This window comes from Orrella sp. 11846 (genome assembly GCF_048820935.1).
Taxonomy (GTDB): Bacteria; Pseudomonadota; Gammaproteobacteria; order Burkholderiales; family Burkholderiaceae_B; genus Algicoccus.
The window spans coordinates 1-24,112 of the sequence record NZ_JBMERD010000008.1 but is presented as its reverse complement, the minus strand read 5'-3'; the positions used below and the strand labels follow the sequence as shown (position 1 = coordinate 24,112).

Genomic DNA, 24,112 nt, shown 5'->3' with positions numbered 1-24,112 from the left:
GTGGGGTCAAAGTCCACGACTTTTTACCTCGACCAGCCGCCCAACCCTTTTTTTGCGTGCGCGTTATTACCAATGGGGTATCAAACGCGGCCGCTAAATACAGATTTCATATAACCGGATCGAACAATGAGAGGACGCAAACCCAAACCAACTGCGCTAAAAATCATCGCCGACAACCCGGGCAAGCGCCCGCTCAACATCAACGAGCCGCAACTGCCACTGTCGGATCTGGTCACGCCAGACTGGCTCACCGACGATCAGAAGCTGGTGTGGCAAGACGCGGTCGAGAGCTGCCCGCCGGGCCTGGTGACCACGGTCGATGAGAAGGTGTTGGCAATCTGGGTTGTTGCGTGTGATCTGCATCGGCAGGCAGCCGAGCGCGTCGCGCAAATGGGAATGATTGTGAAGTCCCCCGTCAAGGGCGATCCGATGCAGAACCCGTGGCTGGCCATTGTAAACCGCCAAGCACAGATCATGATGAAGGCTGCGGCCGAGCTGGGCTTCACACCCTCGTCGCGTTCACGCGTGACGCTCAGTGGTGCGCCCAAGGCCCAGAACCGCTTTGCCAGCAACGCTGTCCGTCGAGGATCGTGATTACGTCGCCAGCGCCATTGAGTACGCCGAGCGCGCTGTCAGTGACCGGCACCACGCGCGACACGGTCGATGGATCCGACTGGCCGCGCAGCGCTTTCTGGGTGACCTTGAGCGAGCCGAAGACCCCGAGTGCGAGTTCTTCTTTGACGAGTGGCATGCCAACAATGCCTGCGACTTTCTGGAGAAGCTCCCTCACGTCGAAGGACGCTGGCAGACGCCCTACCTGCAGTTGCACCCGGCGCAGATCTTCTTTGTGGCGCAGCTCTTTGGGTTTCGCAAGCGCACCGCCATCGAGATCGAAGGCTGGGGAGCATTTCACCCGCGCCGCTTCACGTCCGCGCTTTACGCGGTCGCACGCAAAAACGGGAAGTCGGCCCTGTCGGCCGCGATCTTGCTCTACTGCCTGTGCTGCGAGCCCGAGGACGGTGCGCAGGTAATCAGCGCCGCCACGACGTATGACCAGGCATCCATCATCTTTCGGATTGCCAAGCGCATGGCGGAAAAGACTTCCGAGCTGCGCGATGCCTTTGGGCTGCAGACGTGGGCCAAGACCATTACGCGACTTGAAACCGGAGCGGCGTTCAAGGCGGTTCATGCCAAGGCGAGCACGCAGGACGGTCTGAACCCGTCGCACACGGCACTCGACGAAATCCACGCCCACAAGTCGGCCGACCTCTTGAACGTGCTGCAGTCGGCAGCCGGTGCGCGTGCAAACCCGCTGTGGTTGTTCACGACCACCGAAGGCTACAGCAACCCAGGGCCATGGGCTGAGATTCGTGGCTTTGCGTTCTCACTGCTCAAAGGTGGATTGGGGACGACAGCAGATCACTTTCTAGCTGTGTTCTTTGCCCTGGACAACGAGGACAAGACCGCCGGCATCGAGTCGGACGACGAGTTCGATGAGAGCAAGTGGGTCAAAGCCAATCCCCTGCTGGATGTCAACGAGCACTTGTTCGACGCCATCCGCCGGGAAGCGGTCGAGGCCAAGCAGATGCCGTCAAAGCTTGCCGAGTTTCGCATCAAGCGGCTCAACCGCCCGGCGTCGACTGCCGAAGGCTGGATTGATTTGCACAAATGGATGGCTTGCGCAGGCGAAGTCGATCTTGACTGGTTGGCGGACTATCCCTGCTGGGGTGGGCTGGACCTCGCAAGCACCACAGACATTGCCGCCTTTCGTCTGCTCTGGCATGTCGAGGGCATGTGGTACACGCACGGCTGGCGCTGGGTGCCTGAGGACAGTGTGGCGTATCGAACCGAGCGTGGCACGGTGCCCTATGCCGGCTGGGTCAACTCTGGCACCCTGATACAAACCCCGGGCAACGTCACCGACTACGCCGTGATCGAGGATCAGATCCTGCAGGCAACCGAACGTTTCCAGATCGAGAACATTGCCTTTGACGCGTGGAACGCGACCGACCTCGTGAGTCGCTTGCTCGACCAGGGAGTGCCCATGATTCAGTTTGTGCAAGGGCCCAAGTCCTATCACCCGGCCATGCAAGCGCTGGAGCGTGCATACGTCAGCGGCCATCTTGCCCACGGCGGGGATCCAGTCCTTGCGTGGTGTGCTTCAAACCTCGTGGCGCGCCACGACGTGAACCTCAACATGGCGCCCGACCGCAAACGAAGCGCCGACAAGATTGACGACATGGTTGCTCTGCTCATGGCCTTTGGGCTCGGAGCCCTAGCCACGTCCGATGACAACGAAGCGCTCATGAGCGCAATTCGCAATCCGATCATTCTATGAAGACTGCACTCACTCTTTTTATTCTCTCCGGTCTCTTGGGGCTGGCACTGGCTGTGGCCGGCGTGTACTTGCTCGCAGGAAGTGGCTGGGCGCTCATTGCAGGCGCAGTCAGCTCATTGCTCATTTCCGGGTTCATCCGACGAGGGCTGATCAGTGCGTAACCATACCAACAACCGACGAGGACCGGATAACTTCGTCGACGTACTCTCTCAGGCCGCACGCAAGCCACGCATGTCGCTGTGGGAAGCCTGGGGTGGTCGAGCGATCCGTCTGACCGATGGTGGATTCTGGGCCTCGCTCTTTGGTGTGGACTCCGCCAGTGGTAAAACCGTCACCGTCGACAACTCCCTGCAGCTTGCAGCGGTGTGGGCGTGTGTGAGACTCATCTCGCAAACCATTTCCACTTTGCCGCTTGGACTGTATGAGCGCCAGGGTGATGGTGGTCGCAAGCTGATGGGCGAGCATCCGCTGTACCGCGTGATCCACGACCAGCCCAATGCCGACATGACGGCTGTCACTTTCTGGGAAGCGGTCGTGTCCTCGATGCTGCTTTGGGGCAATGCCTACATCGAGATCCACCGCAGTGGTGGCCAGGTGATCGGCCTGTCGTTTCTGCTCCCATCACGGATGCAGGTGACGCAAAACAAGAACACGCTGCAGTACGTCTACAACACCGAAAGTGGCCAGCGTGAGATTCCACGCTCACGCATGATGCACATTCCTGCCTTTACGCTTGACGGCATCATGGGTCTGTCCCCGATTACCTACGCCTGCAACGTGTTCGGTTCGGCCATGTCGGCAGAGGAAGCCGCGGCGCGCACCTTCAAGAACGGCATGATGCCCACGGTCTACTTCAAGGTCGACTCCATCCTGAAGCCCTCGCAGCGCGAGGAGTTTCGTGAGTACGCCAAGAGCGTCTCGGGCGCGATCAACGCAGGCCGCTCACCGGTGCTCGAGCAAGGCATGACGGCCGACACCATCGGCATCAACCCGACTGACGCGCAGCTGCTGGAATCTCGCTTGCACATGGGCGAAGAGATCTGTCGTTTCTTTCTGGTCGACCCCAGCATGGTCGGCTACGGCCACAAGGACTCTAACTGGGGCACTGGTCTGGAACAAAAGAAACTGGGCTTTCTGACCTTCGCACTGGCACCGTGGTTGCGCCGCATTGAGCAGGCAATCAAGCGGTCTCTCATCGCACCAGACGATCAGGACCGACTCTACGCCGAGTACGCCATCGAAGGACTACTGCGTGCGGACAGCACGGCCCGAGCATCCTTCTATTCACAGATGGTGCAAAACGGCATCTTCACCCGCGACGACTGTCGCGTACTGGAAAACCTGCCGCGGCGCGGCGGCAACGCTGACGTGCTGACGGTGCAGACCAACCTCTCTCCCATCGACCTTCTTGGACAACACAAGGATGAAGAACATCTCCACAACGCGCTCTCGCAATGGCTCAGTATTGATGGGCGCAAGTCGCCCGGTGCGTAGCGCACTGCCCGAAGCGCCTGTCGTCACGCCGTCGCCCGATGTGGCCTTCGAGATCTCGCCGCGCGTACTGCTTGCCTGGAATGCCGGCTTGCGCGCAAGCGACGAGAGCGACTCGGACAATCACATCTCCATTCTGGAGCCCATTGGCGAAGATGGCTGGACGGGCCAAGGCGTGACCGCTCGCAGGGTTGCTGCGGCTTTGCGCAAGATCGGCGCTGGTCAGACCGTGGTCGTTAACATCAATAGCCCGGGTGGCGACTACTTCGAGGGGCTGGCGATCTACAACCTGCTGCGTGCCCATGAAGGCGAAGTTCGCATCCGCATCCTGGGTGTGGCTGCGTCAGCTGCCTCGGTTATCGCCATGGCGGGTGACACCGTCGAGATCGGCAAGGCAGCGTTTCTGATGATCCACAACGCCTGGATCGTGGCTGCCGGCAACCGTCATGACCTGCGTGAGGCTGCGGACTGGATCGAACCCTTTGATCGGGTTGCCGCCGAGATCTACGCCGCACGCACGGGTTTGGCCGTGGCCGATCTGGAACAGATGCTCAACGACGAGTCCTGGATCGACGGCACGCGTGCGCTGGACCTGGGCTTTGCTGATGAGTACCTGGCCGCTGATGTCGTCACCAAGCAAACCGAAACTCTCCCTGAACCACAGGGTTCGGCACGAGAGCGTCTGGCAGCAGAGATGGTGGCACGAATTGCAGAAGGCGAACTCACCACGCTTTCCGCCGCTCTGGCGCAGACCTTGTCTACGCCGTAAGCAACCCACTGAGCACCCCACTACGCACCTCACCAATCATCACCTTTCAATTCTCAAATATTCACCGCCCTCGAGGCGGTTTTTTTATGGATGGAGCCCAATCATGGCAGACCAGAACCTTCAAACGCTCGAGCGCGAGTACAAACAAGTCCAGGTCGATCTGAAACAGACCGGCGATCAGCTCAAGGCCTATGCCGAGCAATCCCAGAAAGACGTCAAGCATGCCGCGCAGGTGAGCGACGAACTCAAGCACAAGGTCGACCAGACCCTGGGCGAGTTCAACAAGCTCTCCGCGCGCTTCCAGGACATTGAACAACTGCTTGCACGCGAACCTGAGCCTGCGCAGACCGCACCCAAGACCGCTGGCATGCTGGTGGTCGACAGCGAAGAGATGCAAGGCGTGAACAGTTCCTTTCGGGGTTCTCGCCGCATCAGTGTGCCTCGCGCTGCCATCACATCTCTCGACTCTTCGGCTGGTGTGCTCGTGCAACCCGACCGTCAGTACGGCATCATTGCCCCACCCCCGCGTCGCATGACCATTCGTGATCTGATCGCACCGGGTCGCACGGCAAGTAACAGCATTGAATACGTGCGCGAATCGGGCTTCACCAACAACGCCGATGTGGTCTCCGAGGGTGACGACAAGCCCTACTCGGATCTGACATTTGAACTGGAAACGGCACCGATTCGTGTGATCGCGCACCTCTTCAAGGCCAGCCGTCAAATCCTGGACGATGCACCGGCGCTGCAGAGCTACATCGACGCCCGAGCCCGGTACGCCATTGAACTCGTCGAAGAACAGCAGTTCCTCTACGGCAGTGGTGTGGGTGCCAACATCGGCGGCATCATCCCGCAGGCAGAAGCCTTCACGCCGGACTTCAGTCCCAGCAACGAGCAGCCCATCGACCGCATCCGACTGGCGATCCTGCAGGCTGTGCTCGCAGAGTTTCCGCCCAACGGCATCGTCATGCACCCGATCGACTGGGCTCGCATCGAGCTGACCAAGGACCTCGAGGGTCGTTACCTCATGGGCAATCCTGCCTTCGGGACTCAACCCCTGCTGTGGAACCTGCCGGTCGTGGCGACCACGGCCATTGTCTCCAACCAGTTCCTGGTCGGGGCATTCAGTCTGGGCGCGCAGATCTTCGACCGCATGGACATCGAGATCCTCGTGTCCACAGAAAACGATCGGGACTTCGAGAAGAACATGGTCACGATTCGGGCGGAAGAACGTCTGGGGCTGGCCGTGTACCGTCCAGAGTCTTTCATTGAAGGCGCGCTCACCAGCGTGTCCTCGTAAGCGGAGGCGATCCATGTCTGATCTCGTTGAAGTCGTGCCGCTCAAGACTTTCAGCCTTGAGGGTCGAGTGGTCTCACCGCAGTCGGGGTCGATCACCGTGGTCCGGCGTCAGCTGGCCGCATTCGAGGCACGGGGTCTGGTTCGCGAACTGGACCCTACAGCGGGCACTGGCACGAAGTCGTCTGCATCGCCAGTGGCCCCAGCCTCACCGCGGCAGACGTCGCACAAGTCCGCCACTGGCGCACGCAAGAAGAAGGTCGAGCGGTCATCGTCACCAACACCACCTTCCGAATAGCGCCTTGGGCTGATGCGCTCTATGCCATGGACCGTGCCTGGTGGTCGGTCTATCTGTCAGAGGTGAAGGAAGTGTTTACAGGCCAGCGGGTGAGCCCTACCCGGCACATCCCGCAGGTCGAACACGTGAACGCCTGTGGCAAGAACTCCGGCATCGGGGCCATCCTCTTTGCTGGCGCACAGGGTGCCAAGCGCATCATCTTGCTGGGCTACGACGCCAAAGCTGCCGATGGCGAGCACCACTGGCACGGCAATCACCCGGAGCCCCTGACCAATCCGGCGCACTACGGACGCTGGCAGCGCGAGTTTGCTGATGTTGCCAAACAGACCCACCATCTTCAAATCCTCAACAGCAGTCGCGACACGGCCCTTGATTGCTGGCCCCAAGTGCCGCTGGAGGAAGCGCTGGTATACGAATCGGCACCCAAACCCAAACCCCAGACAAAGGAGCATGCGTGATCGATCTGACCGTTGCTAAAGACTATCTGGATGTCATTCACAGTGCCGATGATGAGAAGCTGCTGATGCTGCTTCGAGGCGCCGAGGACGAGGCCGCCCAGTTCATGAATCGCGAGCACATCGATGATGTGATGGAGGGGTCAGAACTCCCGGGGTCGGTGGTCCTCGGTGCGATGCTGTTGCTGCAGGCCGCCTACCAAGCCTCACCAGAGGATGCTGTGACCTTACGGCAGGCGGCACAGGTCAAGCTTGCGCCCTACCGCATCTGCATGGGAGTCTGACATGCTGACTCATCGTTTGCGACACAGAATCCATTTCCAGCACAAGCTGCCCGACACCGTCAATGCGGATGGTCTGCGAACGGCAGGCGGCTGGGCCACTGTTGTTCTGGATGACGGCACGTCTCTGGACGCAGTCCCTGCAGAAGTGCTCACCGGCCCAGGGCGCGAGTGGATTGCGGCCGGTGCCACCCAGTCGGAAGTCAGTGCTCGCATCAACTGCCGCTGGTTTCCAGCCAGCGAGCGGGACATGAGCGCCTGGCGGATCCTCTGGGACGGACGTGTCTACAACGTGACGTCAGTAGAAAGCGACATCACGGCCCGTCGGGAGTGGCGTCTACGCGTAGTTGATACAGGCACACAAGGACTGTAGGTGCTCCCTCAATCTTGTTCGATCCTCAACCTTACATCACTATCCACACAGAACATGTACAGTGAAATCACCACCACCCTCGAACGCATCGAAGCCAAGCTCGATGCCCTCCTCCAAGCTCTGGCAGAAGAGGACGAGGAGACACTGCTCGACCTCGACGGCAATCCCATGCCTGGCGAACGTGAGCCGCACCAGTCCCTGGACTGATCCCATGAAAATCACTCTCAAACTCTCGGGTGCCGACGGTCTGTTGCGCACCCTGCAAAGCTTGCCCGCAGAGGTGGTCAGCAACCGTGGTGGTCCTGTGAAGCTGGCACTTGCCAAGGGTGCACGGCTCATTCGTGACCAAGCCAAACAGAACCTGGAGCGCATCATTGCTGAAAGCGATGAGACCACTGGGCTACTGCAGAAGAACGTCGTCGCCAGCCGCGGCAAAGCAATGCACGGCAGCAAAGGTGAGCGGTATCTGGTGCGCGTGCGTCGCAAGGCGTATGACCACCAGCAGATCGGTCGGCGTGAGCGCGCTGGCAAGCGTGTCACCACGCATAAGACCGCGGCCCTGCTGGAGTATGGCTCCAGCCATCAATCAGCTACCCCGTGGCTGCGTCCTGCCGTGCAGCAGAAAGGCCAGGAAGCGATTGAAGCCATCGTGAGCGATCTGGACCGTCGGCTCCAGAAAATCGTGCGTGACTTGGCAAGGAAAAACCGATGATGTTTGCACCCATCTACAGAACGCTGAAGGTTCCTGCGGTGACGGCCTTGGTGGACGATCGCATCTACGGCTCAGGGTCTGCACCCCAGAACTCAAAGCTGCCCTACCTCACATGGTTTGTGGTCGCAACGGATCCACATGGACAGCTCTCTGGGCCACCCTGTGCGGACACGGACACCATCCAGATCGACTGCTGGGCTGGCCCGGAAGACGGTGGCGAGGATGTGTGCGTAAAACTGGCCAAGGCCGTTCGCGATGCGCTGGACACGGCTGGGCAGGCAAACCGAGTGATCACCCATGGCCGGGAGCCAGACACACGTTTGTTTCGTATCTCACTGCAAACGGAGTTTATTCATCAGCGCTTCGACGGTGTCCATCTGTGACGGCGTATGGCTGAAATCGGATGCCGAGCGTGTATCCGCATCAGATTTCTACGTCCTCATCGAAATCCTTGTCCAAGTAGACATTGTGACCTGCATGCGCCTGGATTGTTTGGAGCAGCGTCTTTGACAAGCTGCGGACATTGCGACCAGCGTCAATATCGTGGTCAAGCAGTGTCAAGAATGCATCGATGGTGGAATCTCCGAGCGATTCGCAACGGATCACGTCCGGGTGTTCTGGGTTGTGCATGGCGCTCTCCTGATATTCGTGACCAGCATAAGGCCAGATCACTGATTTCATCAACGAAGTCTGGCCCTCTGCTGTACGCGTTCCGGCAAAACCACGGCCCAATGTGGCTATCCATTCTTTAATGACCCGACCCAGCCATGTGTTGGGTTTTTCTTTTGGAGCACCCCATGTCCCTTAAAACGCAAGGAACACACCTGTTCTTTCTGTCCGAGCAAGCCCCAGAAGGCTTCTTCAAAGTGACCTGCCCGACCGGAATTTCTGGTCTGGGTGGCGCCCGTGAGCAGATCGACGACACCTGTCTGGATGACACCGACGAGCGCAGCTTCATCGCGGGGCTTGCTGCGCCCGGTGCTGTTTCGGCACCCTTCAACCTCGACCCACGTGCCGTTGATCACCGGGAGTTCTTCGATCTCAAAGACTCGGGCGAGAAGATTCAGTGGCTCATCTGTCTGTCGGATGGCGAGGATGCACCAACGGTGGACTCCAGCGGTGCGTTTCTGCCGCCCGTCGATCGCACCAGTCTCGAGTTCACCGCATACGTCGCCGACGTCGAGATCGACATCGCTCTGGCTGACAAGGTCACCGGCACGCTCACACTGCAGCGGTCTGGCCGCATCATTCGCAACTGGAAGGTCTGACCATGCTGGATTCCTCTTTCTTTGTTTCGGACGTCGTGCACACACGTGAAGTTGAGCTCGCCGATGGCAGCACCCACACGCTGCACTTCAAGGAATTGCCTGCAGGCGTGTTTAGACGCTTTGCGCTCGACAACCAGAATGACAACGAAGACGTGCGTGTCGACAGCATGGCGCGTATCGTGGCCGCAGGCCTTGTGACGCCGGAGGGCAAGCCTGCGCTGACCTTCGAGCAGGCCAAGCGTCTGAAGGCCGAACCGATGCTGCGCATCTTCGAGGCCATTCAGGAGGTCAATGCCCCGGACCCAAAAGTGACAACGAGTGGAGATTCTGGCACATCCTAGCCCTGGCATTGGGCAAGACCGTGCGTGAGCTGCAGGCCACGATGACGTTGGCGGAGTTTCACTCGTGGCAGCGGTATTACGCCGAAACGCCCTTTGATGATCACTATCGCTACCACCGGCCAGCTGTGCTCGTGGCACAGGCCATGGCGGGTGGCAAAGCGCAAGACAAGCTCGACTTCCTGGTTCCCCCACAGACTTGGGGTGCAGCTGAACACGTCGGCTACTCCAGTGCCGATCTGAACACTCTGGCCGCCCTCGGCCTCAAACCACCTGCGAGAGACTAAAGCATGGCCACCGCTGGCTCCATCGTTGTTGACCTCTTGATGCGCACGGGTTCCTTTGAAACGGACGCAAAGCGCGCTGCCAAGCAGATCGACAAGCTCACCAAAGACGTCACCAAGTACGCCAAACGGGCAGCCCTTGCGGGCACTGCCATGGCCGGCACCCTGGTGGCCATGATGAAGAACACTTCGCAGTACATGGCCGACATGGGCACGACCGCAGAAAGAACTTCCGTCACGGTGGAAGCTTTCTCGGAGTTGGCCTACGCGGCCGACCGTGCTTCGTTATCGCAAGGGGAACTGCAGCGCATCTTGCGTCGCTCTACCGAGGCCATCAATCATCTGCTGGATGGCACGAGCAAGCAGGCTCAACTCCTGCAGGAACTGGGCATCTCCGCCTACGACGCTTCGGGTCGCGTCAAAACCGCCGATCAGATGCTGAAGGATCTGGCAGAGCGCTTCTCCAAGCTCGAACCCGGCGCACGCAAAACACGCCTGGCCATCGAACTCTTCGGTAGTCAACTTGGACAGAAGGTTCTGCCACTTCTGAACCAGGGTGCCGACGGCATGCAGCAGATGGCGGATCGTGCCCGCAAACTCGGTCTGGTCCTTGACGACGAAGCTGTAAAAGCAGCCACAGAATTTCAAAACAGTCTGGATGATCTGGGCAAACGCTTCAAAGGTCTGCAGATCCAGCTGGGGCAGCAACTGATTCCAGCGGCCAATGACTTCATCAGTGTGCTCTCGCGCTCACGCGAGAAATCCGATGATCTGCTTAGTACGGTGGAGTCTCTGGGCAATGACCAGTCCTTGCCCGACTGGATCGACCTCGTGGGTTCTGGTCTTGCGCATCTTGCTGACGTTGTCGTGGCCCTGGGCAAAATGATCAATGCCGTGCACGGCAGCTTCAAGTCTGTCGCTGCTGACATCAAACTGGTCGATGCAGGCTTTCGGGCTGAAGGCGCGGGCTGGATCTACGAGACTCTGGACGAGAAACACGGCACAAGCTTGGCGCCGCAAGTGCAAGCCGAGTATCAGGACGCACTCAACGAACGCAACAAGATCGTCGAGAAAGCCAACCAGGACCTCTGGGATCTCTGGAACTACGATGGCGCATTCTATTCCGACCAGTGGACCAAGCAGCGCAATGAACGATTGGCGGCCAGCATCGGTCCACCTGCACCGCGCAACCTCGGCAAACCGCCGAAGGATCTTATTGTCGATCCCGACGACCCACCACGTCGGACAACTGGCGTGATGCTGGATGATGGGCAGCGTCTCATTGATCAGATGATCGAGCGCATTGCCTTGCTGGGCAAAGAGACCGAAGCCGAGAGACTCCTGGCTCGCATTTCGGTCGGCGCAGTCAGTTTCCGCACGCAAGAGCAGCAGGACTTCGCTCTGGCCTTGGCCCAGACACACGACGTCATGCTCAAGGCTGAGGAGGACGCGGCCGAGTTCCAGGCGCTCATGCATCGGCTCTTTCCCGAGCAAGCCCAAGCGCAGCACATGGCCGAGGACATCGATGTTCTCACCACGGCCTTTGAGGCAGGCAAGCTCAGCGCGGATGAATTTGCCCTTGCGCTCGACCGACTGCAGGATGCCGACCGTGAAGACTTCTGGGGTCGTTACACCGAGAGTCTCGAGCGGGCCATGGCGGACTTCGACACGCTTGCTGGCAACACGGTGGAGACCTTCACGCGTGGCTTTGGCGATGCCCTTTCCTCGATCATCATGGACGTGGAAACGCTGGACCAAGCGTTCTACCGGCTCTTTGACGGTATGGCACGCTCGCTCATCGGTGCGCTCGGTGAAATGGCTGCTCAGTGGCTCGTCTACCAAGGCGTGCAAATGTTGGTGGGCAAGGCAACGCAAGCCTCGGCCGCAGGTGCCATGATGGCCTCTGCCAGTGCCCAGAGCCTGCAAGCAGGTCTTGCAGCCTATGCCAGCACAGCTGCCATCCCGGTGACAGGTCCCGCAGAGGCCCCTGCTGCCATGGCTTCGGCGATCGCTGCCACCTCCCCCATGGTGAGTGCCATTGGCGCAGCAGCCCTGTCTGGCATGGCGCACGACGGCATCGACAGCATCCCAAAGACCGGCACCTGGCTGCTGGAGAAAGGCGAGCGCGTGCTCACCTCCGAGACAAGTGCCCGGCTGGATGCTCTGCTCGAGCGTGTCATGAATCTGCCCCTGCAGGGCGCACCCCGGCAGGACTATGTAACGCAACCGCCACAAATCACGCTTGTCATCAACACCCAGGACGCTGACAGCTTCCGTCGCTCGCGCACACAAATCGAGCGCGAGATGGCTCTGGCCGCACAGCGTGCGCTGGCACGTTCGTAAAGGTTTTTCCTATGAGCTTCAAGAACGTTCGCTTGTCCGAACGCGTCTCCTTGGGCGCAGCCGGCGGCCCCGGCTTCAAGACCAGCATCACCGAGACCGTATCCGGCGACGAATACCGCAACATCAACTGGAGCAAGGTCCGCGGGCGCTGGAACGTCGGCTTTCAACGCGCGCACGCAGAGAACGAAGAAGTGATCCGGTTCTTCTACGCCATGAATGGTAGAGGGTACGGGTTTCGTTTCAAGGACTGGTCTGACTACAAGTGCGACTCCGTCATTGGTTATGGCGACGATGAAACGCGAACTTTCCAGGCATCCAAGACGTATCAGGTCGGAGAGGCTGCGTACACACGGGCCCTCACGCGCTTGGTCGATGGGACCGCACTGGTCTATGTCGATGATGTCCTGCGCACTTCCGGGGTGGTAGTCGATCCTGATACAGGCCTGATCACCTTTAGCAGGGCTCCTGAGGCAGGTCATGCCATCCGGCTGGTGTGCGAGTTCGACGTACCGGTTCGCTTCGATACGGACGATCTGGAAGTGACGATGATCACCCAGCACATCTCGCAAATCAACGCCCCCATCATTGAAATTCGGGACAGACCATGAGCATTCCAACTTCCATTTCTGCTTCCACTCCTGCTTGCGTAAAAAACGCCGTCACCGGTCGGGACATCGTGGCCGAAGCCCGTAAATGGCTCGGGGTGCGCTGGCGTCATGCCGGGCGCAACCGTCAGGGAATCGATTGCGTGGGACTGGGCGTGGTGGTCACGCAAGCCCTGGGCATCTGTGACTACGACGTCACCGCGTACAGCAAAGAGCCCAACGACGAACTCATGGCGCACTTCGACCGGGTGGCTGATCGCATCCCGGTGCGAGATGCCCGGCCAGGCGACATTCTCGTCATCAATTTCCGCCCCTATCCGTTTCACGCAGCCTTTCTGTCGGAACAGCACGGCGCACCACACATCATTCACGCCCACGCGGGCGCGCGTCAGGTGATTGAAGAACCCTACACCCACGACTGGCCTACCTTGACCTCACACGCCTTTCGCTTACATGGAGTGCAACCATGAAGCCCACCACCGTTGCCCTGCAAAACCACATCAACCAACCCGTCTCGACCCTGGCGACCTGCTGGCGCCTGGCGCGCACCGATGGCCTCATCTACCGCTGGACGGATCATGACGACGTTCTGGTAGTGGATGGCGAGACTTATTTGAGCGCCGAGCACGGTGGTTTTGATCGCAGTGCGGTCGAGACGCGCCTCGGACTTGGACCCAGCGATCTGGAGCTTGTGGGCTTTCTGGGCGAAGACATCAAGCGTGAGGATCTGGAAGTGGGCCGCTTCGATCACGCCACCATCGAGGTCTTTATTGTGAACTGGCAAGAGCCCGGCATGGGCCGTATTGATCTGCGCTATGGCACCTTGGGCCAGGCCGTGATTGCCGATCAACACACGTACAAGATCGAGATTCGTTCTCTGCAGGCGGCCTACGCCCAGACCATTGGGGAAATCTATTCGCCAGAGTGCCGCGCCAACTTTGGGGACGCACGCTGCAAACTGCATCTGCCGGACTACACGAGTGTGGGGCAAGTGTTGGCCGCCTACGATCGCCGGCACTTTGCCACCGACGCCCAGGCACTGTCTCGTGCGCCACTGGCCATGTACGACTTTGGCATCGTGCGCTTTACATCCGGCGTCAACGCCGGGGTCACAGCCGAGATCAAATCCTTTGGCAGTGGCGCCATCCAGTTAAAGTTTGCCCTGCCCTTCATTCCGGAAGTCGGCGATGAGGTGGAAATGAGCGCCGGGTGTGATCAGCGCCTCACAACCTGCAAAGCCTACGGCAACGTCATCAACTTTCGCGGTGAGCCACACGTGCCGGGATCGTCTCGCATCTTCGCTGCGGTAGGAGACTGAGATGGGACTGCCCCAAGTTGGCCTGGCCATCCTCGGTGGCGTGGCCGTGCTCGGCTCCTGGTTGTTGCGCCCCAAACTCCCCAACACCCATTCCGAGGGACCACGACTGGCCGAACTGACGGCAACGAGCTCGCAGTACGGCATTGGCATCCCTCGCGTATGGGGCACCTACGTCGTGCCAGGCAACGTGCTCTGGATGGGCAAGGTGCGCGAACACGCCCATACCACCAGCACCAGTGTGCGCAGCGGTAAAGGTGGCGCAGGCAGCACCCAGACTCACACGCAGACGACCTACACCTACAGTGTGTCGGTGGCAGTCGGTCTTGCGCGTGGCCCGCTCGAGAAAGTGCTCAAGATCCTGATGGACGGCAAGGTGGTGTTTGATGCGACCGGTGCAACACTGGATGTTACAGTCCCGGGTCTGTCCTGGCGCTTCTATCCCGGCAACGAGTCGCAGTTGCCCGACTCCATCATCGCCGCCGATGTGGGCCAGGAGAGCACGCCGGCGCACCGGGGCCTGGCCTACGTGGTCTTCGAGAACCTGAACCTCACGCCATTTGGCAATCGTCTGCCGCAAATGCAGTTCGTGGTCCAGAGCGTGGGGCAATCCACGACGCTCACACAGGGCATGGGTACAAAGTCCGTCTACTCGGTCTCGTGGTCCATCGGTCGGTATTACGAAGTGGCTGACGATCACATCGTCGCGCGCGCAGTACAGAACGACCGCATCGTGGCCAGACGCCCTCTGCCCTCGGGTGCAAAAGGTCAGCGTGATGTGGTCTATTCCGATCAGCGTTACGTGGCTGTCTTTTATTCCGCCGGCACCAACCACCGCCGACTGGCGGTCTACGACGCCCATTCATTGGCACTCTTGCACGATACGCGCGTGCTCTTTCGGGGCAACAACTTCGGCGATGCCGTGCATCTGAACGGGCAGCGCAGTCTGCTGTGTGAGTACGACAGCCTGCTCACAGGGCAACGACGTCTGATCGCCTTTGTGGCGATGTCGGACTACTACTTCATCGCCGCTGGCACGGGCTATGGCGGTACGACGATCGTAGACGTGGCCTCTGGCGAGACCTTGCTCTACGACCCCAACGTGGCCGGCATGCGCGGCTGGCACTCGTGGATGGCGCTCATTTCTGAGGACGTGGGCTCAGCCACCGTGGCGTGGCTGCATACAGGTGAATCATCGACCACGCTGTTGCTCGACACCATCGAAGTGACAGACGAAGTCGTGATCGACAAGATCGGTGGCTTGATTCCAACCGGCAAATGGCGCGCAGAGCCAACACTCAACAAGGTCGGCTGCATCACGGTGACGCTGCCCATGATCGACCCCGAGGGTCGCGTTCAAGCCTTCAGGGACTCGGTCTACGGTGGGCCCAACTACTCGCCCATTGACTACATCCTGGTCGACCCTTTTGACAAGGGATTCATCCTCTCAGCTTGCGACGGGGTTTTCACCGTCAAACTTTCACCATCGGGTTCGGTGCTATGGCGCTTTTGTGCTGATGAGAGTTTCACCTGGAACAGCATTTACCTGCACCGTTTCGGAGCGAGCTACGGCACACGACTGACGGGTCGCACGCTGGCCGTGCGCGGCAAGAAGGACGGTGTCTCGGGGCGCTACGTGCTTTCCACCTCCACAGGTGAAGTGCTGGGCTTCTATCCCACCGCTGGCAGCGGTGACCCGACCGCCTGGGACAGTCAGTCCACGGTCCTGGTCAAAGGCAACAGTGCGTACTTCCTCGACCGCGGGCAGGTCTCGGGCACCTCTGTGGCCGGCATCATTGAAGACGTGAGCAACGAGGTCGGTGTGGATCCCGGTGATCTGTCCGGTGTGGCTGATCTCTCCGTCATTGGTTATCTGCAGGCCAAGCCCACCGAAGCTCGAGGCGTGCTCGAACCCTTGGGCTCGCTCTACAACTTCGATGCCGTGGAAGCGGCCAGTGAACTCAAGTGGGTGCGTCGCGGTTCCACGCCAGTTGCCACCCTGCACACGGACGATCTGATTGCGGGCAGTGATGAGGTGCTCAAGATCTCGCGCACCGAAGACATTGCTCTGCCCCAATCAGTGGCGGTCACCTATTCCGACGCCGACATGGTGTTCGAGATGTCGACGGTGTATCGCCAGCGCTATGTGGGCAACGAAGGCTTTGACACCATGCGCTCGCGCAATCGTCAGTCGGTGGAAGTGCCTGCAGCAGTGCACGCCAATGTGGCCAAACAATCCGCAGACGCGCTTCTCATGCAAGCCTGGAATGGCCGCACCAAGTACAAGCTGCGCAGCCCACGCCCGACGCTTCTGCTCACACCCGGGGACACCATCACCATCCTGCAACCCGATGCCTATCCGGTGGATGCGCTCGTGGAATCCACCACACTGGGCGCGAATCTCGTGCTTGAGATTGAAGCAGTCGCCCAAGACAGCAGCCAGTACGTAAGTGCCGTGCAAGCAGAAAGCGGTCATGGGGTCGTCGAGCAGACGCTCCCCGTGGAAATGGTGACTAGGCTGTATCTGCTGCCCACCCCCTACCTGGAAGATGCCAACGACCAGATGGGCACCAAGTTGCTCCTCTACTACACCATGGGCGGGCTGACGGACAACTGGCGCGGCGGAGCGCTGGATCGGCTTGAAAGTGATGACACGTTCAAGGCTGTCGACTCCATGCCGTACTCGACGGTGCACGGCGCACTGCTTGCGCCCCTGGCACCGGCCACGAAGTGGGACGTCTTTGCCACCAACGAAAAAGCCGAACTGCACGTCATGCTTCTCCATGGCGAGTTGGAAACCGTCTCACAAGCCGAGCTTGTGGCCGGTGCCAATGCGGCAGCCATCATCCGCAACACCAATCAGGCCGAGGTGATTCAGTTTCGACAAGCCTATCTGCAGGAGGACGGCAGCTACCTCCTTCGCGGTCTGCTGCGCGGAAGACGCGGCACGGATGCCTGGGCATTTGATGGCACCACACCCGCTGGCTGCGCCTTTGTGCTGCTAAACGAGGATGTCATTGGCGCCACAGTCCTGCCTACAGAACGCCTTGGAACCTTGGCCACCTACCGCGGCCGTGGCGGCAATCAACTGCCCCAGGACGGCGATGTGCGCTTCACCACCGTCGCGGGCAACGAATACCGACCTTATGCCCCCTGGCATGTTCAGGTAACGCACACAGAGGCCGGCATCGAGATCACGTGGGTGCGTCGCACCCGGCTGCGTGGTGGCTTGGTGGCGGGCGTGGGTGATGTGCCGCTTCTGGAAGTGGCCGAGAAATACGAGATCGACGTTTACGCCGACAACGAGATCGTGCGCACACTAGTGACAAACGAACCCCAAGCTTTCTACACCAACGTCATGATGGCAGAAGACGGTCTGGATGCAGCAAGCTTTGTGGTCTATCAGATGTCGGACTTTGTGGGCAGAGGCTTTCCGAGCCTGATGGTGCACTCGCGTGCGGCGATTACTGCAGCGCAGCTCGCAAGCTTTGCCATTGAGCGCATTCCGCCACCGCGCCTGCGGGCTGCGCAAATGGCGGTATTTGCCCTCGAAGGCATGCCACCACCCTCCGGGCTTGCTGCTCAGCTTTCGGTCTTTGCGCTGCAAGGCTTGCCGGCACCACTGTTAGAGGTTGCGCAAGCGTCGGTGTTTGCCGTGGTGAAGCTGCCGTCTGCCACGGTGCACACAGCCCAGACCTCGGCCTTCGCGATCGAGCAGCTCCCCAAACCAGCCCTTCAATCCACACAACTCACAACCTTCATCATTGAAAAGGAAACTTGATCATGCTTCTGTACGGAGACAACCTTGATGCGGTCCCGACCCAGACCTCCATTGGGGGCAAGGTCAACGCGACCCATGTGCCTGCTGACACCGAGCGCTGGATGCGCCCGCTGACCACGTTCAAGACCAGTGGCGATCGCGGCTGCGCCGTTGGCGTGTTTGAAGCGTCCCGATGTCCGATTCCCATCGGCTCAGAAAAAGCCCTCGTCTTCTTTGGGTCTGAGCCCGGGAAGGCGGCTTCCATCTGCACGGTGAGCGTCACCACAGAGAACCCGACGCAAGCGCATTTCATCGGTGGGATGTTCTCGTGGAAACCGCGTTCGCCCGACATTGACTACCCGCGTCCCATCATTGGCTGGAACGGAGGTCTGGAAGTTCCCGAGAACACGTCGGGCCTGGATCCCCTGGAGGTCTGGGCAGCAACTGCCCTGATGCTCGTCGATCAGCATCTATGGGTTGCAGGACAAAGCGGCAACACCCAGATTGCGGTCGAGACCGAGTACCACCTCGAGATGGAACTGAACCCGGCAACGCACCGCGTGACAATCTGGCTCAACGGTCACAAGGAGCTGGAAGACGTGTACGTTGAATCGCTCGACCGTGTGGATACGTTGGGATGGATGCTGGGCTCCGTTCGCACAAGCCCAAATACCCTGGCCGACTGTTATATCGTGGTCGACGATATCTTCGTGCTGGATGGCACGGGAGACAGCTTCAACGCTCGATTGGGGCCTGTACGGTTCAAGCGTGTGCCGCTTCTTGCGCAGGACGACATTACCTGGACCCCCGACGGTGCAGCGGGCAACCTCGAGGCGGTCAACAAAACCACGCTAAGCGACGCCACCTACAACGTCTCGCCCGCGGCCAATGACAAGGCCGACACGTTCACAGTCGACACGTCTGGGCTGGATCCGGATGCCACCATCTTGGGCGTCATGATGAACACCTATGCCGCCAAAGCCGATGTGGGTGATCGAAGCCTCGATCAGGTGGTCATTACAAACGGTCAGACCGCGCGCAATCCTTTCGGGCATCACCTGTCTTCGACCTATAACGGTGCCGACCCCTACGTGTTGGCCAAAGCGCCCGACGACTCAGCTTGGGACATTGACACCATCGACAACACCGTGTTTGGTTACGAGGTGAAAGAATGAACAACCTGAACTTGCCGCTGGTCGCGCCGAACCAGAACCAGAAAGAAGTGACGATCAACGACCAGGCACTGGGTCTGGATGCGGCCTTCTCGGAGGTCCTGACCGTCGATCTGTCAGAGGGTGATGCAGTACTCACTCAGCCGCAATACACCCGAAACTTCTGCTTCAACTGCATGGGGCACACGCAGCCGCGCACGGTCACCGTATGGCCCTCGAGCCGTCTCTTTGCGCTGCGCAATGGTGGACCCGAAGCGATCACTGTCAAGACGCCACAAAGTGGTGGCGCCCAGGTGATTGTGAGCAGTGCGCAGATGGCCATTCTGTACTGTGATGGCACCAATGTGCGAACCGCCGTGGCTGGCGGCCAAACCACTGGTGTGGTGGAGGTGCCCGGCGACGGCTATTACGTGCGCACCGATGGCCAGTGGGTGCGTCTGCTGGCCGGCACCAACATTACCCTGGGTGAAACAGTCGCAGGAGAGCTTCGCATCAGTGCCCCGGGTGGCGGTGAAGGCGGAACCGCAGCCTATCCCGATTTCACTGGCAACGCCGGAAAGGTTCTGACCGTCAATGAATACGAAGATGGCGTGGAGTGGGCCAGCGACTCAGTTAGTGCTCAGAACTTCCTGCGCGTGGATGCTTCTGTGTCCGGCAACGATACAGGAGCATACGCGACACTGGCGAATCAGTTCACTCTTTCCGAAGATCAGCGCTGTACAGGTATCCTCGCGGCTTTCAACCCACCCGCTGGCTCAACCTACGTCGGCTGCATATTCGCGATCAATTCCGACACAGGAGCAATCGTTGGCTCAGTTGCTAGCGGCATGGCGTTTCTGCCGACTAGAACCGGACTGCAAGAGCACCTTTTTCAGCTCTCACCACCCGTGCCGCTTTTGAAGGACCAAGCCTACATCATGGCCCTTGTGCGAACTGATGGCACCGACAGCGCCGCTTGTCGGGTTGGCAGCATGTCCGGCAGCAGAATCTATGTCAGCGCCAAACCGACGACCTTCACGTCATACCTCTCTGACAATGACGCAGTGATCCGCCGGTGGTACCGCAACAATGACCCGCTGGCAACCGACGTGAGCCAGTTCTCGTCGAGCGCCACAGGTGCTTACGGCATTGGCTTGCTCTTCGAATAAAAAAGTGCAGTCATCATGCGAGTCACCTGATAGCTCGAAAAAATGAAGCAAAGGCACGCTGACACCACGGCCAAGATGCCTATGAGTTCAACGGCTGACATGGAACTAGCGTCCGGTGAGAACCTCGCTTTCACAACCATGACCACCAAGCCATGCCATGCATAGACAGACAAAGAGTTTGCTCCCCATCGCGAAAGCACGGGGAGTGCTATGTTCACAATCCACAACAACGCCACAATGCCCGCAAAACTAACACCGTATAGGACCACGCGTTCTAGCAAGGATTGCGATAAGTCAGGACTCAATCTCACAAGAGAAACGCTGCCCCACAAAAGCTGAAAGCTGAACATCTGAGATGTCCAAAACACCAGCAACATCAAGAGCGCTCCCGCGATGAATGTCGGGAAGCGACCACAAGCACCGAGGCGAAGAAGATCGTTTCCATACAAGATTCCCACCACGAAAAAGGGTAGAAACGTGAAGGTCCGAGCCAGACTAAATGGATAACCCACGAATGGAGTGCTCAGCACGGCCAGCGAAAACACCGTCACGCTAACTACGGCATACGGAAGCGCTCGAACGGTAGGGGCAACTAGGCGCCAACAGGCCAAGCTCACGAGGTACCACAATATCCAATAAGGCGCGAGCTGATGGGCGTACTGGGACATCTCACGAAAAAGCAGATAGTGAACGCATTCGTACGCGATGGCAAAGGTGAGAAAGATCAATAGCAGGGGTTTGACCATACGCCAAGCCTCGCTCGTACTCGCAGCTCGCGCAAATAAACCAGACAAGAAAACAAACGCTGGCATATGGAACGCATAGATGAACTTGTAGAGACGTGCGATTTCAGGGCGCGTCAAAAATGGTTCGAGAAAATGCCCAAGGACAACAAGAAAGATCAGTAACCCCTTTAAGCTTTCCACCCGCTGATTTCGCTCGAGCCGCGCCACACACCCCTCACTTAATGAAAGTCATGCCAGAAGTGTAAAGCCTGCGCTTATCTCGACGGACCCTGATGACAAGAGATACTCATCATTTTTCCAGATGGTCTATTTGCAATGTCCACCGCCCCCACTTCGGGGGCTTTTTTACCCTTGAAGGAAACGCCATGTGCCAAGTCACACGCGAAGAGTTCGATCAGATGCACACGCAGCTCACCCGCATCCAGAACCGCCTGGACCGCATCGAGGAGCGTCTCGACCAGATGGAGGCTGACACCAGCGCCATGATCGACATGTTCACGGCCCTGCAGGGTGGGTTTCGTGTCTTGCACATGATCGGACGACTGGCCAAGCCATTCGGCTACATCAGCGCAGCAGCAGTGGCCATCGCCGCTGCCTGGAGCAAATTCAAAGGAGGTGCCTGACATGGCAAACACGCTGCCTCGCGGTATCCGCAACAACAATCCGGGCAACTTGCGCCACGGCGATCCGTGGCAAGGACTGGCGTCAAATCAGCCTGATCCGGCTTTCTGCACGTTTCAGTCGCCCGTCTACGGTATCCGGGCTCTGGCTCGGACTCTCATCACCTACCAGGACAAGTACGGTCTGCGCACCATCGCTCAGATCATCTCTCGCTGGGCCCCGCCCGTAGAGAACAACACGCAGAGCTATGTACAAGCGGTTGCCCGGCAAACCGGGTTAGCTGCCAACCAGTCGCTGGACATGCATTGCTACAAAGACCTGCTCGCCGTCGCACAAGCCATCATCCGACACGAGAACGGCCGTGGGCCACTTGCTACGCCCAGCACCTGGTATGACGCCTCAACCCTCGACAAAGGGTTGGAGTTGGCCGGTGTGGAGCGCCCGACGCGCACAGCAGGCAAGATCCCGCTCACGAGAGAAACGATCGGTGCCACAGCCACCGGTGGCGTGGGTCTGGCAGAACTCGCCGATGCGCTGCCACAGGTCACCGAAGCCATCACCCAGGCTGACGGACATCTTACAAGTGGATCGATCGTACGAGTGGCCATTGGCCTCACGCTCGTAGGCGTTGCCATCTTCATTGCTTGGTCTCAGGTCAAACGCCACCAACAGGGAGTGCTGTGATGTGGGACCGCATTCAAAGCTGGCTGCTCACGGCCGCGGCCACGCTCCTGGTACTGGTTGGTGCATACGCGGCTGGAAGCCGAGCGACTCGACGTCGTCGGGCACCTGGCATAAGCGCCCTCAACCCAGCCCCCAGGTCATAGACTGGTTATTTTTCCAGGTCAGGAAATAGATCGACCAACTTCTCGTGGATATCCGCCTCATCTATCGGACTGGTATCCCCCCTGCCGTTGCGCTCCTCGAGCAGATGGGCGTACACCTCCAGCTGGTGCTGGTACTGGCGGAGGCGATCCCGATCTTTTTCCATATCGAGTTTCTTCTCGGACTTGAAATCAATGATCTCTACCGTGTCGTTCTCGCCTCGAACCAGGTCAACGCTGCCTCTCAAGATGTACTGATCCTTGATGAGCGAAATCTCGACCTCGGCCTCCTTGATGCGATCCCAGTTGCCTTTCTCGCGCTCGTAGTAGCGCAGCACGTGCCCCAGCGCTGCCCGCTGTGACGGTCGCGCCAAGTAGACGCGCTCCTTTTTTGACAGCATCGCGTAGTTCGCAGAGAACCAGCCTTCGATGGCATCAAGGCTCAAAGCGTGTTCTTCACCGCGCAGCACGGTCTTGTGGATGTCCTCGATGGTCTGGTGAACCAAAGTACCGAAGAGCATCGGGCTCTCGCGAACGGGTGCGAACTCCAGCTCTTTGAAGAAGCGGTATTGCTCGGCGCAGTTTTCGAAGACAGTGATGTGCGAGGTGAACGAGTATTCGCGCTTTAGGTTGATCTGTTTGACCGCTTCGAAGGTCAGCGCAGATAGGTCAACGTCACGCCAGCTGGGTAGCTCATAGAACAGGCGCTCGAAGTACTTGGATGGCGACTTGCCCCGGCCTTGTTTCTCCTGCGCCGCTAGCACCAGCAGATTCTGCGCGCGTGAGAAGGCCGAGTTTTTGATGGGACAGCGTCTCATCACTCAAACGTGGTCAGTGATCGCAAACGATGCCCGAGAGGTATCGCTTTACGGCTTAACTCCGGTGCAAACTATCACGTCCGACGACCCATCATTTTCCGTAAACGGACTTTTACCGCCCGTACTCACCATCGATGCGCCCGGTGAGCTCATCATCACATGCGGATTCGGTAATGCCTCGAACGTGCCCGCCTCTGTCCGGCAGTGGATGCTGCTACGCGTCGGCGCGCTGTATGAACAACGTGAAAGCGTAAGTCCAGGCAACTCCATGGTGATGGCACCACACAGCTTCGCCGATGCTCTTCTTGACCCTCACATCGTCCCGCGAGCATAGATCATAAGAACCAGACGCTTGAGACTTCGCCGCGATGTGGAGCGTTATGTCTGGACCTGAGAAGCATAGACCGGCGAAATTGACATTAAATTTATTCAGACCGTCACTTTTGATGGCAATTCACAGAGTGTAAGGTCGAGATCTCGCAGAATATGCCAAACAAACGGATGCACCGTGTCGTATAACAATCCGGACCGAATCATGTCATCCTGCATCGAAGCGATATTCTCCGATATCAAGCGGCCCCTTCTCGTGCTGATGTGTCAATAGACTATCGGGCATCTCGAATAACCCCCGCTGAGTGCGCCGATTCCTAAAATGACCCTATTGCCACCTCTTTGCCCGTAAACGCTATGAAACGTAGTGCCATCAAGCTTGAACTCTTTGCCGATGAGCGTCAGCGCGAGAAGCTGGATCAGATCGGTGACCCTCTGGCCAATATCGATGAGCTTTTGAATCTCAAAGCTTTGGCAGCACGGATCAACAAGATCGCGCCTCGAGGCGACGGTGCCAAGGGTGGTC

General features: G+C 59.0%; 27 protein-coding genes. 24 read left to right on the top strand and 3 right to left on the bottom strand.

All coding sequences use genetic code 11. The features are described 5' to 3' along the window. Positions 1 to 126 precede the first annotated feature (126 nt). The 12 genes from ACOI06_RS08175 (at position 127) to ACOI06_RS08120 (ending at position 8,397) form a co-directional block, all read left to right on the top strand. On the top strand, positions 127 to 594 hold the full coding sequence (locus ACOI06_RS08175; RefSeq protein WP_420662039.1) for a phage terminase small subunit P27 family: 468 nt from the start codon (positions 127 to 129) through the stop codon (positions 592 to 594). After that, entirely contained in the window at positions 563 to 2,338 is a 1,776-nt protein-coding gene (locus tag ACOI06_RS08170; RefSeq protein WP_420662037.1) for a terminase large subunit, read from the top strand. The genes ACOI06_RS08175 and ACOI06_RS08170 overlap by 32 nt, the downstream gene beginning before the upstream one ends. Beyond that, positions 2,335 to 2,499: a hypothetical protein gene (locus ACOI06_RS08165; RefSeq protein ID WP_420662036.1), complete on the top strand. Its 165-nt coding sequence runs from the start codon at positions 2,335 to 2,337 to the stop codon at positions 2,497 to 2,499. Before ACOI06_RS08170 ends, ACOI06_RS08165 begins: the two co-directional genes overlap by 4 nt. Then, positions 2,492 to 3,832, top strand: coding sequence for a phage portal protein (locus ACOI06_RS08160; protein ID WP_420662035.1), 1,341 nt, complete (start codon positions 2,492 to 2,494; stop codon positions 3,830 to 3,832). Before ACOI06_RS08165 ends, ACOI06_RS08160 begins: the two co-directional genes overlap by 8 nt. Next, the gene (locus ACOI06_RS08155; RefSeq protein ID WP_420662034.1) at positions 3,807 to 4,598 is read left to right on the top strand and encodes a head maturation protease, ClpP-related; all 792 of its coding nucleotides are present in this window, start codon (positions 3,807 to 3,809) and stop codon (positions 4,596 to 4,598) included. The genes ACOI06_RS08160 and ACOI06_RS08155 overlap by 26 nt, the downstream gene beginning before the upstream one ends. Before the next feature lie 103 nt (positions 4,599 to 4,701). Next, on the top strand, positions 4,702 to 5,898 hold the full coding sequence (locus ACOI06_RS08150; protein ID WP_420662033.1) for a phage major capsid protein: 1,197 nt from the start codon (positions 4,702 to 4,704) through the stop codon (positions 5,896 to 5,898). A gap of 321 nt (positions 5,899 to 6,219) precedes the next feature. Beyond that, positions 6,220 to 6,651, top strand: a complete 432-nt coding sequence (locus ACOI06_RS08145; RefSeq protein WP_420662032.1) for a hypothetical protein — start codon at positions 6,220 to 6,222, stop codon at positions 6,649 to 6,651. After that, a complete protein-coding gene (locus ACOI06_RS08140) occupies positions 6,648 to 6,932 on the top strand; it encodes a head-tail connector protein (protein ID WP_420662031.1) in 285 nt (94 codons plus the stop codon). Before ACOI06_RS08145 ends, ACOI06_RS08140 begins: the two co-directional genes overlap by 4 nt. Further along, positions 6,901 to 7,302: a head-tail adaptor protein gene (locus tag ACOI06_RS08135; protein WP_420662030.1), complete on the top strand. Its 402-nt coding sequence runs from the start codon at positions 6,901 to 6,903 to the stop codon at positions 7,300 to 7,302. Before ACOI06_RS08140 ends, ACOI06_RS08135 begins: the two co-directional genes overlap by 32 nt. Positions 7,303 to 7,356: 54 nt before the next feature. Then, positions 7,357 to 7,509 (top strand): hypothetical protein, encoded by a 153-nt coding sequence (locus ACOI06_RS08130; protein ID WP_420662029.1) that lies wholly within the window; start codon positions 7,357 to 7,359, stop codon positions 7,507 to 7,509. Between the two features lie 4 nt (positions 7,510 to 7,513). Next, the gene (locus tag ACOI06_RS08125; RefSeq protein ID WP_420662028.1) at positions 7,514 to 8,014 is read left to right on the top strand and encodes an HK97-gp10 family putative phage morphogenesis protein; all 501 of its coding nucleotides are present in this window, start codon (positions 7,514 to 7,516) and stop codon (positions 8,012 to 8,014) included. Then, complete coding sequence (locus ACOI06_RS08120; protein ID WP_420662027.1) at positions 8,011 to 8,397, top strand: DUF3168 domain-containing protein; 387 nt, start codon at positions 8,011 to 8,013, stop codon at positions 8,395 to 8,397. Before ACOI06_RS08125 ends, ACOI06_RS08120 begins: the two co-directional genes overlap by 4 nt. 40 nt (positions 8,398 to 8,437) lie before the next feature. On the opposite strand, the gene ACOI06_RS08115 is transcribed toward ACOI06_RS08120, so the two are convergent. Further along, the gene (locus ACOI06_RS08115) at positions 8,438 to 8,746 is read right to left on the bottom strand and encodes a hypothetical protein (protein ID WP_420662026.1); all 309 of its coding nucleotides are present in this window, start codon (positions 8,744 to 8,746) and stop codon (positions 8,438 to 8,440) included. Between the two features lie 65 nt (positions 8,747 to 8,811). Here ACOI06_RS08115 and ACOI06_RS08110 point away from each other — a divergent pair, with 65 nt between their 5' ends. From ACOI06_RS08110 to ACOI06_RS08065, 10 genes are read left to right on the top strand one after another with little or no spacing between them, the layout of a single operon-like run. After that, positions 8,812 to 9,282 carry a phage tail tube protein gene (locus tag ACOI06_RS08110; RefSeq protein ID WP_420662025.1) on the top strand — a complete coding sequence of 157 codons (471 nt, stop codon included), beginning with the start codon at positions 8,812 to 8,814 and terminating at the stop codon, positions 9,280 to 9,282. A gap of 2 nt (positions 9,283 to 9,284) precedes the next feature. Next, positions 9,285 to 9,623, top strand: a complete 339-nt coding sequence (locus ACOI06_RS08105) for a hypothetical protein (protein ID WP_420662024.1) — start codon at positions 9,285 to 9,287, stop codon at positions 9,621 to 9,623. Positions 9,624 to 9,643: 20 nt separating this feature from the next. Beyond that, on the top strand, positions 9,644 to 9,907 hold the full coding sequence (locus ACOI06_RS08100; protein WP_420662023.1) for a phage tail assembly protein T: 264 nt from the start codon (positions 9,644 to 9,646) through the stop codon (positions 9,905 to 9,907). A gap of 3 nt (positions 9,908 to 9,910) precedes the next feature. Next, entirely contained in the window at positions 9,911 to 12,247 is a 2,337-nt protein-coding gene (locus tag ACOI06_RS08095; RefSeq protein WP_420662022.1) for a hypothetical protein, read from the top strand. A gap of 11 nt (positions 12,248 to 12,258) precedes the next feature. Then, positions 12,259 to 12,855: a phage distal tail protein, Rcc01695 family gene (locus ACOI06_RS08090; protein WP_420662021.1), complete on the top strand. Its 597-nt coding sequence runs from the start codon at positions 12,259 to 12,261 to the stop codon at positions 12,853 to 12,855. Then, positions 12,852 to 13,322, top strand: coding sequence for a C40 family peptidase (locus tag ACOI06_RS08085; RefSeq protein WP_420662020.1), 471 nt, complete (start codon positions 12,852 to 12,854; stop codon positions 13,320 to 13,322). The genes ACOI06_RS08090 and ACOI06_RS08085 overlap by 4 nt, the downstream gene beginning before the upstream one ends. Beyond that, the gene (locus tag ACOI06_RS08080; protein ID WP_420662019.1) at positions 13,319 to 14,170 is read left to right on the top strand and encodes a DUF2163 domain-containing protein; all 852 of its coding nucleotides are present in this window, start codon (positions 13,319 to 13,321) and stop codon (positions 14,168 to 14,170) included. Before ACOI06_RS08085 ends, ACOI06_RS08080 begins: the two co-directional genes overlap by 4 nt. Position 14,171: 1 nt before the next feature. Then, complete coding sequence (locus tag ACOI06_RS08075) at positions 14,172 to 17,948, top strand: phage tail protein (protein ID WP_420662018.1); 3,777 nt, start codon at positions 14,172 to 14,174, stop codon at positions 17,946 to 17,948. Positions 17,949 to 17,950: 2 nt separating this feature from the next. Next, a complete protein-coding gene (locus ACOI06_RS08070; RefSeq protein ID WP_420662017.1) occupies positions 17,951 to 19,102 on the top strand; it encodes a hypothetical protein in 1,152 nt (383 codons plus the stop codon). Beyond that, the gene (locus tag ACOI06_RS08065) at positions 19,099 to 20,247 is read left to right on the top strand and encodes a hypothetical protein (RefSeq protein ID WP_420662016.1); all 1,149 of its coding nucleotides are present in this window, start codon (positions 19,099 to 19,101) and stop codon (positions 20,245 to 20,247) included. The genes ACOI06_RS08070 and ACOI06_RS08065 overlap by 4 nt, the downstream gene beginning before the upstream one ends. Here ACOI06_RS08065 and ACOI06_RS08060 read toward each other — a convergent pair. Beyond that, the gene (locus ACOI06_RS08060; RefSeq protein WP_420662015.1) at positions 20,220 to 21,173 is read right to left on the bottom strand and encodes an acyltransferase family protein; all 954 of its coding nucleotides are present in this window, start codon (positions 21,171 to 21,173) and stop codon (positions 20,220 to 20,222) included. The two genes, ACOI06_RS08065 and ACOI06_RS08060, sit on opposite strands and share 28 nt — an antisense overlap. A gap of 185 nt (positions 21,174 to 21,358) precedes the next feature. On the opposite strand from ACOI06_RS08060, the gene ACOI06_RS08055 reads away from it, so the two are divergent. After that, positions 21,359 to 21,616 (top strand): hypothetical protein, encoded by a 258-nt coding sequence (locus ACOI06_RS08055; RefSeq protein ID WP_420662014.1) that lies wholly within the window; start codon positions 21,359 to 21,361, stop codon positions 21,614 to 21,616. 1 nt (position 21,617) lies between these two features. Beyond that, entirely contained in the window at positions 21,618 to 22,298 is a 681-nt protein-coding gene (locus tag ACOI06_RS08050) for a hypothetical protein (protein WP_420662013.1), read from the top strand. 148 nt (positions 22,299 to 22,446) lie between these two features. Here ACOI06_RS08050 and ACOI06_RS08045 read toward each other — a convergent pair whose 3' ends face one another. Continuing rightward, on the bottom strand, positions 22,447 to 23,256 hold the full coding sequence (locus ACOI06_RS08045; RefSeq protein WP_420662012.1) for a PD-(D/E)XK nuclease family protein: 810 nt from the start codon (positions 23,254 to 23,256) through the stop codon (positions 22,447 to 22,449). Positions 23,257 to 24,112: the final 856 nt, after the last annotated feature.

What these genes read in the sequence shown, in the direction of transcription:
- ACOI06_RS08150 (WP_420662033.1), top strand. Translation starts at nt 4,702, where the DNA reads ATGGCAGACCAGAACCTTCAAACGCTCGAGCGCGAGTACAAACAAGTC.
- ACOI06_RS08110 (WP_420662025.1), top strand. Translation starts at nt 8,812, where the DNA reads ATGTCCCTTAAAACGCAAGGAACACACCTGTTCTTTCTGTCCGAGCAA.
- ACOI06_RS08175 (WP_420662039.1), top strand. Translation starts at nt 127, where the DNA reads ATGAGAGGACGCAAACCCAAACCAACTGCGCTAAAAATCATCGCCGAC.
- ACOI06_RS08125 (WP_420662028.1), top strand. Translation starts at nt 7,514, where the DNA reads ATGAAAATCACTCTCAAACTCTCGGGTGCCGACGGTCTGTTGCGCACC.
- ACOI06_RS08080 (WP_420662019.1), top strand. Translation starts at nt 13,319, where the DNA reads ATGAAGCCCACCACCGTTGCCCTGCAAAACCACATCAACCAACCCGTC.
- ACOI06_RS08070 (WP_420662017.1), top strand. Translation starts at nt 17,951, where the DNA reads ATGCTTCTGTACGGAGACAACCTTGATGCGGTCCCGACCCAGACCTCC.
- ACOI06_RS08120 (WP_420662027.1), top strand. Translation starts at nt 8,011, where the DNA reads ATGATGTTTGCACCCATCTACAGAACGCTGAAGGTTCCTGCGGTGACG.
- ACOI06_RS08090 (WP_420662021.1), top strand. Translation starts at nt 12,259, where the DNA reads ATGAGCTTCAAGAACGTTCGCTTGTCCGAACGCGTCTCCTTGGGCGCA.
- ACOI06_RS08165 (WP_420662036.1), top strand. Translation starts at nt 2,335, where the DNA reads ATGAAGACTGCACTCACTCTTTTTATTCTCTCCGGTCTCTTGGGGCTG.
- ACOI06_RS08105 (WP_420662024.1), top strand. Translation starts at nt 9,285, where the DNA reads ATGCTGGATTCCTCTTTCTTTGTTTCGGACGTCGTGCACACACGTGAA.
- ACOI06_RS08065 (WP_420662016.1), top strand. Translation starts at nt 19,099, where the DNA reads ATGAACAACCTGAACTTGCCGCTGGTCGCGCCGAACCAGAACCAGAAA.
- ACOI06_RS08075 (WP_420662018.1), top strand. Translation starts at nt 14,172, where the DNA reads ATGGGACTGCCCCAAGTTGGCCTGGCCATCCTCGGTGGCGTGGCCGTG.
- ACOI06_RS08155 (WP_420662034.1), top strand. Translation starts at nt 3,807, where the DNA reads ATGGGCGCAAGTCGCCCGGTGCGTAGCGCACTGCCCGAAGCGCCTGTC.
- ACOI06_RS08130 (WP_420662029.1), top strand. Translation starts at nt 7,357, where the DNA reads ATGTACAGTGAAATCACCACCACCCTCGAACGCATCGAAGCCAAGCTC.
- ACOI06_RS08145 (WP_420662032.1), top strand. Translation starts at nt 6,220, where the DNA reads ATGGACCGTGCCTGGTGGTCGGTCTATCTGTCAGAGGTGAAGGAAGTG.
- ACOI06_RS08055 (WP_420662014.1), top strand. Translation starts at nt 21,359, where the DNA reads ATGTGCCAAGTCACACGCGAAGAGTTCGATCAGATGCACACGCAGCTC.
- ACOI06_RS08085 (WP_420662020.1), top strand. Translation starts at nt 12,852, where the DNA reads ATGAGCATTCCAACTTCCATTTCTGCTTCCACTCCTGCTTGCGTAAAA.
- ACOI06_RS08050 (WP_420662013.1), top strand. Translation starts at nt 21,618, where the DNA reads ATGGCAAACACGCTGCCTCGCGGTATCCGCAACAACAATCCGGGCAAC.
- ACOI06_RS08095 (WP_420662022.1), top strand. Translation starts at nt 9,911, where the DNA reads ATGGCCACCGCTGGCTCCATCGTTGTTGACCTCTTGATGCGCACGGGT.
- ACOI06_RS08045 (WP_420662012.1), bottom strand. Translation starts at nt 23,256, where the DNA reads ATGAGACGCTGTCCCATCAAAAACTCGGCCTTCTCACGCGCGCAGAAT.